This is a genomic window from Xanthomonas fragariae (genome assembly GCF_017603965.1).
GTDB classification, from domain to species: Bacteria; Pseudomonadota; Gammaproteobacteria; order Xanthomonadales; family Xanthomonadaceae; genus Xanthomonas; species Xanthomonas fragariae_A.
Genome location: NZ_CP071955.1, coordinates 1,712,359 through 1,725,044 on the forward strand (window position 1 = coordinate 1,712,359; position 12,686 = coordinate 1,725,044).

12 protein-coding genes are annotated in these 12,686 nt (G+C 63.0%); 4 read left to right on the plus strand and 8 right to left on the minus strand.

Annotated elements, in window-relative coordinates; all coding sequences use genetic code 11:
* Window positions 1–182: 182 nt before the first annotated feature.
* From mtnC to J5I97_RS08020, 5 genes are all read right to left on the minus strand, one after another.
* A complete protein-coding gene (mtnC, locus tag J5I97_RS08000) occupies window positions 183–881 on the minus strand; it encodes an acireductone synthase (RefSeq protein ID WP_208590967.1) in 699 nt (232 codons plus the stop codon).
* Between the two features lie 2 nt (window positions 882–883).
* Entirely contained in the window at window positions 884–1,450 is a 567-nt protein-coding gene (locus J5I97_RS08005) for a 1,2-dihydroxy-3-keto-5-methylthiopentene dioxygenase (protein WP_208590975.1), read from the minus strand.
* Between the two features lie 34 nt (window positions 1,451–1,484).
* A complete protein-coding gene (locus tag J5I97_RS08010; RefSeq protein WP_208590977.1) occupies window positions 1,485–2,138 on the minus strand; it encodes a methylthioribulose 1-phosphate dehydratase in 654 nt (217 codons plus the stop codon).
* 74 nt (window positions 2,139–2,212) lie between these two features.
* Window positions 2,213–3,643 carry an amino acid permease gene (locus J5I97_RS08015; RefSeq protein ID WP_208590979.1) on the minus strand — a complete coding sequence of 477 codons (1,431 nt, stop codon included), beginning with the start codon at window positions 3,641–3,643 and terminating at the stop codon, window positions 2,213–2,215.
* A gap of 73 nt (window positions 3,644–3,716) precedes the next feature.
* Window positions 3,717–5,186 carry an amino acid permease gene (locus tag J5I97_RS08020; RefSeq protein WP_208590981.1) on the minus strand — a complete coding sequence of 490 codons (1,470 nt, stop codon included), beginning with the start codon at window positions 5,184–5,186 and terminating at the stop codon, window positions 3,717–3,719.
* Between the two features lie 180 nt (window positions 5,187–5,366).
* Here J5I97_RS08020 and J5I97_RS08025 point away from each other — a divergent pair, with 180 nt between their 5' ends.
* A complete protein-coding gene (locus J5I97_RS08025) occupies window positions 5,367–5,942 on the plus strand; it encodes an NUDIX hydrolase (RefSeq protein WP_208590983.1) in 576 nt (191 codons plus the stop codon).
* 129 nt (window positions 5,943–6,071) lie between these two features.
* Here J5I97_RS08025 and serA read toward each other — a convergent pair whose 3' ends face one another.
* The gene (gene serA / locus J5I97_RS08030; RefSeq protein WP_208590985.1) at window positions 6,072–7,313 is read right to left on the minus strand and encodes a phosphoglycerate dehydrogenase; all 1,242 of its coding nucleotides are present in this window, start codon (window positions 7,311–7,313) and stop codon (window positions 6,072–6,074) included.
* A 209-nt stretch (window positions 7,314–7,522) separates the two neighbouring features.
* On the opposite strand from serA, the gene J5I97_RS08035 reads away from it, so the two are divergent.
* From J5I97_RS08035 to J5I97_RS08045, 3 genes are read left to right on the plus strand one after another with little or no spacing between them, the layout of a single operon-like run.
* Complete coding sequence (locus tag J5I97_RS08035; RefSeq protein ID WP_208590987.1) at window positions 7,523–8,941, plus strand: FAD-binding oxidoreductase; 1,419 nt, start codon at window positions 7,523–7,525, stop codon at window positions 8,939–8,941.
* Between the two features lie 46 nt (window positions 8,942–8,987).
* Window positions 8,988–9,281 (plus strand): DUF2388 domain-containing protein, encoded by a 294-nt coding sequence (locus tag J5I97_RS08040; protein ID WP_208590989.1) that lies wholly within the window; start codon window positions 8,988–8,990, stop codon window positions 9,279–9,281.
* The gene (locus tag J5I97_RS08045; protein ID WP_208590998.1) at window positions 9,278–11,137 is read left to right on the plus strand and encodes a DUF4105 domain-containing protein; all 1,860 of its coding nucleotides are present in this window, start codon (window positions 9,278–9,280) and stop codon (window positions 11,135–11,137) included. Before J5I97_RS08040 ends, J5I97_RS08045 begins: the two co-directional genes overlap by 4 nt.
* Window positions 11,138–11,189: 52 nt before the next feature.
* Here the strand turns inward: J5I97_RS08045 and yeiP are convergent, their stop codons facing one another.
* Window positions 11,190–11,756, minus strand: coding sequence for an elongation factor P-like protein YeiP (gene yeiP / locus J5I97_RS08050; RefSeq protein WP_208591000.1), 567 nt, complete (start codon window positions 11,754–11,756; stop codon window positions 11,190–11,192).
* A 116-nt stretch (window positions 11,757–11,872) separates the two neighbouring features.
* Window positions 11,873–12,643, minus strand: coding sequence for an SDR family oxidoreductase (locus tag J5I97_RS08055; protein ID WP_208591002.1), 771 nt, complete (start codon window positions 12,641–12,643; stop codon window positions 11,873–11,875).
* Between the last annotated feature and the right edge of the window lie 43 nt (window positions 12,644–12,686).

Below are 12,686 nucleotides of genomic sequence, written 5' to 3' on the forward strand. Positions count from 1 at the left end.
TATCATTGACCGGATGAGCCGCATGCCATGTCGCTGCGTTGGTCTGCCATCACGGCACATGTTGGCGTCTGCCAGGTGGAACGCATCTTCGATCTTGGCGTGTATGCCCATACGCGGCAGGGCTTGCAGAAAGCAACAACCTGGAGCAGGCGCCGCTGTCATATCGGCGACGCTTTCTTGCCTTACAGCGCCAACTGGGCAAAGCTCTCCACGCGCTGATGACTGCCGACATCGTCCGCCGAACGGGGAGTGGGGTAGTCCTCCAGCCGGTCCAGCAGTGCGGTGCGCATGCCGGCGCGCTTGGCCGCGTCGAGTTCTTCGATCACATCCGACAGAAACAGAATCTCGGGCCCCGGCACACCAATGCGCTCGGCGATGCGGCGGTAGCTGGCGCTCTCGCGCTTGGGGCCGACCTCGGTATCGAACCAGTCGGTGATCAGCCCGCTCAGATCGCCTGCATCGCTATGCGCGAAGAACAGCTTCTGCGCTGGCACCGAGCCGGATGAGTACACGTACAGCGGAATGCCTTGGGCGTGCCAGGCCTGCAACTGGATCGCGGCATCGGCGTAGATATGCGCGGTGAAGTCGGCAGTTTTGTAGCCGTCTGCCCAGATCAGCCCCTGCAGCGCCTTGAGCGCAGTGTGCTTGCGATCTTCGTCGATCCAGGTCTGCAGCGTGCTGATCAAGATTTCGTCCGGCACGTCCTCGCCGATCTCGTCGGCTACCTGGTTGAGCCAGTGCCGCACCTGCGGGTGGCTGCCGTGCTCGCGCACGTATGCCGGCATGGCGCGACGCGCATACGGGAACAACACGTCCTTGACGAACGAGATGCTGCTGGTCGTACCTTCGATATCGGTGAGGATCGCTTGCGGTCGTGTCATCGTCAGCTGGCCTTGTGAGGTTTCTCGGGGGCGTAGCGGGGGAATTGTCGGGCGATTTCGGTGCCGGTGAAGTGGCCGACCCAGCCGTCCGGCTCTGTGAAGAAACGGATCGCCACGAAGTGCGGTTCCGGCCCCATGTCGAACCAGTGCAGGGTGCTGTCGGGCACGGCAATCAGATCGTCCTTGACGCATTCGATCTCATAGACCTTGTCGTCCACGTGCAGCGTAAACTGGCCCGAGCCGGCGACGAAGAAGCGCACTTCGTCTTCCTTGTGGAAGTGCTCGTCAAGGAACTTGGCACGCATCTCTTCGCGCTTGGGGTTATCCGGAGCAATGCTGACCACATCCACGGTCTTCAGACCGCGCTCGGCGCTCAAGCGCTCGATGTCGTTCCGGTAGGCAGCCATCACCTGCTCGGGCGTGGCACCCGGTTCGATCGGCTGATTGGCCTGCCAGCGTTCGAAGGTCACGCCGATCTTGACCAGCTCGGCGGCGATCTGATCGCCATCGCGGCTATCGAATTCCGGCGTGGTGGGATTGGTGTCGGCAAAGATACGCAGTCGGCTCATGGCGGTCTGGCTCACGAATGGGGTCGGGCGGTACTCAGCGCGTGCTGCGCAGTTTCAGCAGCTCGAGTTCGCAATGCAGCACGAATTCGAAGGCCTCAAGGTGACGGCGTGCCTCGGCCATGTTGCGGCCCCAGGCATACAGACCATGTCCTTCGATGAGATACCCCCACATGCTCTGTTTGTCCAGCAAGGTCTCGACCTGCGCGGCCAGCACCTGCATGTCCTGGGTGTTGGCGAACACCGGCACCTCCACCGCAGTCTCATGGGTGGTGTTGCCTTCAAAGGCTTTCAACAGTTCATAGCCTTCCAGCCGGATCACGCCGTTGCCGGCATACAGGCGCGAAGCGATGGTCTGCACTGGCGAGTGCGTGTGCAGCACGCAGCCGATCTCCGGGAACCGGCGATACAACTGGGTATGCAGCAGCGTTTCTGCGGACGGCCGCAACAGGCGACCGACGGCCAGGCCATCGAAGTCCACCACCATGATGTCTTCTTCGACCAGACGACCCTTGTCGCGACCGGACACGGTGATCGCGGCGTGCTGTTCGTCCAGACGATGGGAAAAATTGCTACTGGTGGCAGGCGTCCAGCCGGCCTGGGCAAGCTCGCGGATGTTGCCGATCAGCAACTGCGCCAACTCGTGCAGACGCGTGGTGCTATAGGGCAGGGGGGCAGTGGTCGCGTTCATGGGCCTATTCTACTGCCCCACTCGATGACGGTCAGGCGCGGCGCAGTGGGTTGTGTTCTCTGCCACGCGCGTGCTCAGCAACCGTCGCGCAGGCGGCTGTGGCGATAGCCGTAACCGAAATAGATCACCAGCCCGACCAGCGTCCACAGGCCCATCAGCATCCAGTTGTGCAGGGTCATCGCCGACAGCAATGCCAGGCAGCTCGACACGCCGGCGCTGCAGATCAGCCAGGCCACCGGCATGCGGAACGGACGCGGCAGTTCCGGGTGGGTGCGGCGCAGGATCAGCACGCCAGCGCACACTGCCGCGAAGGCGATCAGCGTGCCCATCGAGGTCAGCTCGCCCAGCACATCCAACGGGAACACCGCCGCCAGCAAGGCGATGCCGATGCCGGTGACGACGGTATTGATATGCGGGGTGCGGTACTTGGGGTGGACGCGAGTGAAGATCGACGGCAGCAAGCCATCGCGCGCGATGATCATGAAGATGCGCGGCTGCCCGATGATCATCACCAGCACCACCGACGACAACCCGATCAATGCACCCACTTCCACGATCACGCGCAACCAGGCCAGTTGCGGATGCGCCGCCACGGCGGTCACCACCGGCTCGTCGGTGCCAAGCAAGGTGTAGGGCACCAGGCCGGTCATCACTGCGGCCATCGCGATGTAGAGCACAGTGCAGATGAGCAGCGACAGAGCCATGCCGATCGGCAGATCGCGCTGCGGGCGATGCGATTCCTGCGCCGCCACCGACACCGCCTCGAAACCGATGTAGGCGAAGAACACCATCGCCGCGCCGCGCAGCACGCCTTCCATGCCGTACTTGCCTGGGCCTTTGTTGGCCGGGATGAAGGGGTGCCAATTGGCGGTGTCCACATACTTCCAGCCCACCCCGATCACCAGCAAAATCAGTCCGGTCTTGAGGATCACCATGGCCATGTTCATCGCCGACGACTTGCGGATGCCCAAATAACACAGCCAGGTCAGCAGCAATACGATGCCGGCAGCGGGCAGGTTGGCTATCGCGCCGGTGCGCTGCAGCTTACCGTCCAACGGAGCGCTGACCAATGCGGCCGGCAAGTGGATGCCGAGGTGTTCGAGCAGGCTGAGGAAATAGCCGGTCCAGCTGACCGCCACTGCGGACGCCGAGACGCCGTATTCGAGCACCAGCATCCAGCCGATGAACCACGCCGCCAGTTCGCCGAAGGTGGCATATGTATAGGTGTAGGCGCTGCCAGACACCGGCACCATCGCGGCGAATTCGGCGTAGGCCATCGCGCAGAACGCGCAGCACACCGCGGCGAGCACGAACGAGAGCATGATCGCCGGCCCGGCATGGTCGGCTGCGGCCTGACCGGTGATGACGAAGATGCCGCCGCCGATCACTGCGCCGATGCCGAGGGCGGTCAGTCCCCATGGCCCTAGCGCCCGTTGCAGGCCCAGCTCATCGGCCGCCTCATGACTGGCGTGCGGGTGCTTGGTGGTCCACAGTTGTTTGAACATGGAGCGGTTCCGGCCTGGCGCTGCGCGCGATCATTGAACGAGAAGACCGGCGCGAACGCCGGTCTTGGAAGACTCAGGCCTTTGCCAGACGGCTGTGGCGGATGCCGTAGCCGAAATAGATAAACAGACCGATCACGGTCCAGCCCACGAACACCTTCCAGTGCTCCTGGAACGCCTGGAAGAACAGGAACACACAGGCCAATGCACCAAGCGGGCAGATCAGCATCGCCAGCGGCACCCGGAACGGACGTGGCAGATCCGGCTTGGTGAAGCGCAGCACCATCACGCCGGCACAGACGGTGGCGAAGGCGAGCAGAGTGCCCATCGACACCAGTTCGCCCAGCACGTTCAACGGAATCACCCCGGCCAGCAGCGCCGCGACCGCGCCCACAAAGATCGTGCCGACGTAGGGCGTGTGGAACTTGGGGTGCACCTTGCCGAACAGTGCGGGCATCAACCCATCCTTGGCCATGGTGTAGAAGATGCGTGGCTGCGCCATCAGCATCACCAGCACCACCGAGGACAGCCCGGCGATCGCGCCGATTTCCACCGCGGTCTTCAACCAGATCAGTTGTGGGTGGGCTTCCAGCGCAGTGGCCACCGGTTTGGCGGTGCCGAGCTGGGTGTAAGGCAGCAATCCGGTCAACACCGCGCAGACGATGATATAGATGACGGTGCACACCGCCAGAGACACCAGGATGCCGATCGGCATGTTCTTCTGCGGATCCTTGGTCTCACCGGCGGAGGTAGACACCGCGTCGAAGCCGATATACGAGAAGAACACGATGGAGGCCGCGCGAAACACCCCGCTCCAGCCGAACTGGCCCGGCCCGGTGTTCTCCGGGATGAAGGGGTGCCAATTCGCCGGGTCGATGTAGGCAATGCCGAAGCCGACGAACAGGCAAATCACCACCACCTTGATCGCCACCACAATTGCATTGGCGAACGCCGACTGGGTGAGGCCGATGTAGCACAGCATGCTCACCGCAGCGACGATCAGTACGGCCGGCAGGTTGACGATATTGCCGGAGCTGACAAAGCCATGGCCGTCCCAGTCCAACGGCGCACCCGCCAGCTCCGCCGGGAACGCAAATCCGAGCGTGCCGGTCAGGAAGCTGATCAGATATGCGGACCAACCGACTGCGACGCTGGAGCCGGCGAATAGGTATTCCAGCACCAAGCACCAGCCGATGAACCAGGCGATGCCTTCGCCGAGCGTGGCGTATGAATACGAATAGGCACTGCCGGAGACCGGCATCATCGCCGCGAATTCTGCATAGCACAGGCCGGCGAAGGCGCAGGCCACGCCGGCAAACACGAATGAGAGCATCACTGCCGGGCCTGCATGGTTGGCAGCGGCCTGGCCGGTCAGGACGAAGATACCGGCGCCGATTACCGCGCCGATGCCGAGCATGATCAGGTGTTTGGCGGTAAGGGTCCGTTGCAGCGTGGCCTCGCCTTGCAGGCTGCCTTCGACCGGTTCGCCCGCATCGACATGTCCAGCGGGTTCGATCGGTTTGACCCTCAACAGAGACTTCAACATTCTATATATCCCTAAATGACAACGCCAAGGCGCTGGCGCCCGGACCAAGGTAGTGCGCCGCATCCCGGTAGGACAGGCAAGCGGCCTACCTTGCCAAAGCTACACGCTCACGACAAGCACGTACGCAGCATGAATGGCGATAATGGCCGCCGTCCTACGACGAGCGACCGGGAACGACAGATGGCGGATGCAACTCTGCAGCAGCAATTGGCGGCCTACCGCGTGCGCTGGCCAGACGAGGCCCCGCTCGCCGAGCAGTTCGCGCAGCTGCTGGACGATGCCACCGATCCGTTCGTGCGCGAGCGTGTCGAAGGGCATTTCACCGGATCGGCATGGCTGGTCAGCGCCGACGGTACACGCACGCTGCTGACCCATCACCGTAAGCTGCAACGCTGGCTGCAACCGGGCGGACACGCCGACGGCGACCGCGATCTGGCGCAGGTCGCGTTGCGCGAAGCGGAAGAAGAATCAGGCTTGAACGGCTTGCGCCTGCTCGATGCGGACCTCTTCGATTTGGACCGCCACTGGATTCCAGTGCGTGGCGAGGTGGCCGGGCACTGGCATTACGACGCGCGCTATGTTGTGGTGGCCGGTGATAACGAGGCGTTCGAAGTCAGCGAGGAATCGCTGGCGTTGGCCTGGCGCCCGATCGCCGATTTACTCGCAGAGCCAGCGCTGGATCCATCAATCCGGCGCATGGCGGAGAAGTGGGTTGGGCGTGGGTGTCAAGCAGCTGGATTGAGCAAAACGTGCTGAATGCCCCAACCCCTCTTGTGCGGGGAGGGGGCTGGGGTGAGGGTATGGGCGACTGGAATTCTCGATGCGCCTCTACCTTCTTCTCCCCCATGAGGGGGACAATGTCCCCGCAGGAAAAGGGATTCGAATTCAAAACAAAATCCGCGTCCGCAACGTTCCCTTGATCAACGCCAGCGCTTGTTTCAATGCAATGGCTTGCGCCTCGCTGGCGCTGATGTCGATCACCACGTAGCCAACCTTGGGGTCGGTGCGCAGGAACTGGCCGTCGATGTTGACATTATGGCGCGAGAACAATTCGTTGATCTGCGACAGCACGCCCGGCACGTTGCGATGGATATGCAGCAAGCGCAGGCTGTCGGGGTGCTCGGGCAGGGTGACCTCGGGGAAATTCACCGCCGACAAGGTGCTGCCATTGTCGCTGTAACGCACCAACTTGGCGGCCACTTCGACACCGATATTGTCCTGCGCCTCCAACGTGCTGCCGCCCACGTGCGGGGTCAGGATCACGTTGTCGTGCGCGGTCAACGGCGATTCGAATGCATCTCCGTTGCCCTTGGGTTCGATTGGGAACACGTCCACCGCCGCGCCGCCGATCTGGCCCGAGGTCAGCGCCGCATCCAGCGCGTCGATGTCGATGACGGTGCCGCGCGAGGCGTTGATCAGATGCGCACCGTGCTTCATGCGCGCGATTTCCGCCGCGCCGATCATGTCCTTGGTCGACGGCGTTTCGGGCACGTGCAGGGTCACCACGTCCGAGCGTGCCAGCAGATCGTCCAGGTCGATCGCCGCGCGTGCGTTGCCCAGCGACAGCTTGGTTTCGATGTCGTGGAAGATCACCTGCATTCCCAACGATTCGGCCAGCACGCCGACCTGGGTGCCGATGTGTCCGTAACCGACGATGCCGAGCACTTTGCCGCGCGTTTCATGGCTGCCGGCGGCCGACTTCGACCATCCGCCGCGATGGCACTGCGCATTCTTCTGCGGGATGCCACGCAGCAACAGAATCGCCTCGGCGATGACCAGTTCGGCCACGCTGCGGGTGTTTGAGTAGGGCGCATTGAACACCGGAATGCCGGCCAGTTCGACCGCATCCAGATCGACCTGATTGGTGCCGATGCAGAAGCAACCCACCGCAATCAACCGCTTGGCATGCGCCAGCACCTCGGCGCTCAACTGCGTACGCGAGCGGATGCCGACGATGTGCGCGTCGGCGATGCGCGCCTTGAGTTCGTCTTCCGGCAACGACTTGGCGTGCAGTTCGATCTGCGAATAACCGGCGGCGCGGAACACGTCCACGGCGGTCTGGCTGATGCCTTCCAGCAACAGAACGCGGATGTCCTGCTTGGGAAACGAGGTTCTTTTCGGCGACATGAGGAACGCGCATTGCAGCAATCGGGTCGGCAACTATGCCAGATGGGGTGCCCGATTGGGCGGCCACACTGCCGTGTCTGCGCAGGCAGAGTCCTTGCGGTGCAACGGTTTCAGCTGAATCCAACCCCGCTTCGGTACCACGCACCGCAACTGGACGAGGCTGGCGCACACTGGCACGCTGTGCGGTTCCTCCTGCAGCGCCGCGTGCCATGATCGATCCCCGCATTCTTTCCTTGCAACAGGCCGTGCCCGCGTTGCGTTTGAAGACCGAGCCGGCCGACCTGGAGCATTACGGCCGCGACTGGACGCGGCGCTGGACGCCGAACCCGCTCGCCATCGCGCTGCCTGGTTCGGTGGACGAAGTCCAAGCGGTGATGCGCTGGGCAAATGCGCAAGGCGTGGCGGTGGTGCCATCGGGCGGACGCACCGGCCTGTCCGGCGGTGCAGTGGCCGCCAACGGCGAGCTGGTGCTGAGCCTGGAGCGCTTGAACAAGCCGCTGGATTTCAATGCCGTGGATCGCACCCTCACCGTGCAGGCTGGCATGCCGCTGGAAGCGGTACACAATGCCGCACGCGAGCATGGTCTGGTCTATCCGGTGGACTTCGCAGCGCGAGGTTCGTGTTCGATCGGCGGCAATATCGCCACCAATGCAGGCGGCATCCGCGTGATCCGCTATGGCAATACGCGCGAATGGGTGGCCGGGTTGAAAGTGGTCACCGGTGCCGGCGAGCTGCTAGAACTCAACAATGCGTTGTTGAAAAACTCCAGCGGCTACGATTTCCGCCATCTGATAATCGGCTCCGAGGGCACGCTCGGTATCGTGGTCGAAGCGACGTTGCGGCTGACCGACCCGCCGCCGCCAAGCAACGTGATGCTGCTGGCGCTGCCCTCGTTCGAGATGTTGATGCAGGTGTTTGCCGCGTTCCGCGCGCAGCTGCGTCTGGAGGCGTTCGAATTCTTCACCGACCGCGCGCTGGAGCACGTGCTGGCGCACGGGGCGCAAGCGCCTTTTGCCGAGCTGCATCCGTATTACGTGGTCACCGAATTCGCTGCAGGCGATGAGGCGCAGGAAGCCGCTGCGATGGCCGCGTTCGAGACCTGCATGGATCAAGGCTGGGTCAGCGATGGAGTGATCAGCCAGAGCGATGCGCAGGCAGCGCAACTATGGCGGCTGCGCGAAGGCATCACCGAGGCGCTGGCGCGCTACACGCCATACAAGAACGATGTGTCTGTGCGCATCTCTGCGATGCCGGCATTTTTGGCCGAAACGCATGCGTTATTGCACGATGCGTATCCGCACTTCGATGTGGTGTGGTTCGGCCATATCGGCGATGGCAACTTGCATATCAACGTGCTCAAGCCCGACGACACGACGCAAGCCGATTTTGTGGCTGCCTGCGATCAGGTGACCAAGTTGCTGGCGCAAGCCTTGCAGCGTTTCGATGGCAGCATCTCCGCCGAACATGGCATTGGCCTGGTCAAGAAGGCATACCTGTGGAGTACGCGCTCTGCAGCCGAAATTGCGTTGATGCGTGGGATCAAACATGTGCTTGATCCTCATCTTTTGCTGAATCCCGGCAAGCTGTTCGAGATGTACGACGCGCCCGTTACCATGCCTGCCGGTTAGTCTCTCAATACCTTCACACGGAATCGATACGCCAATGATTACGCCAATGATGCGCTCTCTCGTGTTTTGCGCTCTGACGCTGCTGCCGCTGGCAGTATTCGCATCCAGTCTGGCCGGTACCTCGGCGGGGGCATCGTCGGCCGGTTCGTCCGATAGCAGCAGTTCCGGTGACGATAAAGTGGTTGCCGACGCACGCGAAGACGCGGCCGGTTTTGTCGCCAGCGATGGCGTGATCCGCGGCGCGCGTCTGGAAGCGGCGCTGTTGCAGTTGCGCAGCCGTAGCGATGCAGCGCGGCTGTCCAGTGACCTGGAACTGGCGCAGTCCATCCTGGCCCAGTGAACCTGCGCTGGCGATGCGGTTGGGTGTTGCTGGCCGCAATGATCGCACCGCAAGCGCATGCCCAATTGCTGATTGAAGTTGCGCCGCTGGACCTGACTCCGGCGGAGATCGATTCTACTCACGCGCTAGTGCGACAGGTCGCACAGCGTCTGCCGCAGGGCTGGACGCAGCGGCTTACGACGCCGATCCAGCTGCAATGGCGCACCGATCTGCCGGCGCAGGTGCATGGTCGTGCGATCGGTCAGCGCATTCTGCTCGATCGTAGATTGCTGCAGGCATGGAGCGCGCAGCCCGAACGCGCGCGCACCGATATCAATACGCCAGCCACGCGTGCAGCGATGGCAGCGCTGGTGCACGAGCTGGCGCATGTTCTCGATCGCGGCGCGCACAGTGCATTCTCACGCGATGGGCGCTTGCGCGATCTTGCCGGTTGGCAGGTGCGGCCCTGGCGGATCGGACGCAGCGCAAACCAGTTCAGCGACCGCATTCCCGACGATTACGAGCGTCGCAGTCCTGCCGAGTTCGTTGCGGTCAATCTCGAACATTACGTATTGGATGCCGACTATCCCTGCCGACGCCCCGCGCTGGGTGCGTGGTTTGCCGAGCACATCGGCGCACCACGTGAGGTGTTGCCGTGTGGGACGACACTGCCGTATCTGCAGGCCGACAACGATGCCGGTGCGATGTCGCTGCTGACGTTGGACCCGTCGCGCGTGTACGCGGTGGACTATCTGCTCGCCGAGGGCAACGAACAGCCAATGAGTCGCTGGGGCCACAGCATGTTGCGTCTGGTGATCTGCGCGCCCGGTCGCACGCCTGGGCCGGAATGTCGCCTGGATCTGCAATATCACCGCGTGCTGTCGTTCCGCGCCTTCGTCGGCGATGTGCAGATTTCCAGCTGGCGCGGGCTCACCGGCTCTTATCCATCGCGATTGTTCGTGCTGCCGTTGAATCAAGTCGTCGACGAATACACCAAGGTGGAATTGCGCGCGCTGTCGTCGGTGCCGCTGAAGCTGACGCCCGACGAGATCGCCGCATTGCTCGCACGCGCCGCGCAAGTGCATTGGAGTTACGACGGGCGTTACTACTTCATCGGCAATAACTGTGCGGTGGAAACCTTCAAGCTGCTGCACGACGGTGTGCCACGGCTGGCTGGGGCCGGATTGTCGTCGATCACCCCGCGCGGGGTGCGCCATCGCTTGCAACGCGCCGGCATTGCCGACATGCAGGTGTTGGACGACCCGACGCAGGCGATCCGGCAAGGTTATTACTTCGAATCGGCGGCCGCGCATTACCAGGCCATGTTCGCGGTGATTCGGCGCAGCATCCCGGTGCCGCAAACGCGCGTGGCGCAATGGCTGGACGCGCAGCCCGCAGCCCGCGCACAGTGGTTCGAGCAAGGCGACTTGCGCGAAACAGCGGCGGCGTTGTTGCTGGAGCGGGCGGCATTACGACGCCAGGAATTGCTGACACGCGATGCGCTCAAGCGGTTGTTGCGCCCCGGCGTGGCCGAGCGTGAGACGGTACAGGACCAGCTGCAATCGCTGTTCGCACGGCAGGCGCAGCTCAGTCACCCGGCGAGGTTGCTAGGTATCTCTAGTTACGGACTACCGCAGGCAGAGGAGCAGCGACAATTGACCGCGCGCGTGGCGCAGGAAAGCGCAGTGTTGGTGGACGGTTGGAAACAACTACAAGCGCTGGGTCGGCAGCAATTACCGGCCGAAGTGCGTAACGGGTTGGAGCAGGTCGAAGCTAACATCGCGCAGTTGCAGGCCCGGCTGCGCATGCTCGCGCGTCGTGCCGCGGCCGCCGACAAAATGCAGTTGGACCTGCGCATACCCTTGCGGGCGCAATAGCGGACCGAACCCACGCGGATAGGTGAGCGGTGCGGAGGGGTCAGCTGACGCCTCAGTCGGCGCGACCGGCAAATTCGCCCGTGGTGGTGTTGACCAGCACGCGCTCACCGTTGGTGATGTACTCGGGCACCATGATTTCCATGCCTGTAGTGAGCTTGGCCGGCTTGGGGCGCTTGGTGGCGGTGCCGCCCTTCAATTCCGGCGGAGTTTCGACCACTTCCAGCGTCACCGTTTGTGGTAGTTGCACGGCCACCGGCTGGTCGTCGATGACTTGCACGTAGATGCCGGTCAGGCCGTCGGTAATGTAGCCTGCATCGGTGCCGATCACATCCGCGTCCAGCGTGTAGGGCGTGAAGTCTTCGTCGTCCATGAATACGAACGCCTCGCCATCCTTGTACGAAAACGTAGACAGACGACGCAGCAGTTCCACTTCCGGCAGGTTGTCGTCGGCATCGAAGCTAGCGTCGGTTTTCACGCCGCCCGGCACGCTGTACATGATGAAGCGGAAGCGCACATTGCCACCGCGGCCCTGCGGCGAGCTGCGCTCGATGTCGCGGATCTGGTAAATGCCGCCGTTGTATTCGACGACGTTGCCTTTCTTGATGTCGTTAGCTTTCATGGATTAAGTCAGAGATGGATTAAGTTAGAGATTGGGGATTAGGGGATTGGCAAAAGCGGGTGGGGCACGGCAGCATTCGCTGCTACCAATCCCCAATCCCGACGTACCAATCCCGGCTACTTCGGTGCCAATCGCACGCCGCCGTCCAGACGAATCACTTCGCCATTGAGGTAGCGATTTCGCAGGATGAATGCGACGGTATCGGCGTATTCGTCCGGCTTGCCGAGGCGTGAGGGGAACGGGATCGAGGCGGCTAGCGATTGCTGCACGGTGTCGGACATGCCGTCGACCATCGGGGTCCAGAACACGCCAGGCGCAATCGTCATCACGCGGATGCCGAAGCGTGCCAGTTCGCGGGCCATCGGTAGGGTCATGCCGACCACGCCGCCCTTGCTTGCGGCATACGCGGCCTGGCCGATCTGGCCCTCGAAGGCGGCGACCGAAGCGGTATTGATGATCACGCCGCGCTCGCCGTCGTCACCGACCGCGTTGTGCTGCATCACCTCAGCCGCTGCCTTTGCGACATTGAAGCTGCCGACCAGGTTGACCAGCACGGTGTGACGAAAGCTCGCCAGCGGCATCGTCGCTTCCTTACCCAGCATCCGGCCCGAACCCAGGATGCCGGCGCAATTCACCGCAAGGTTGAGCCCGCCCAGTGCCTGCGCGGCCTGCGCCACATTGGCGGCGACTTGTGCCTCATCGGTGACATCGGTGGCGAAATAATGCGCGTTGCCGGCACCCAGCAGCGCGAGCGCGGCCTCAGCCTTGTCGGGGTTGACGTCGAACAACGCGACCTTGCCGCCGTCGGCCACGATGCGTTGCGCCACGGCCAGGCCCAGGCCGGAAACGCCGCCGGTGACGATGGTGAGGACAGAAGATGGCTGCATGCGGTGGTTCCCTGACTAGCGTTGGAGGCCGATGGACACCGGC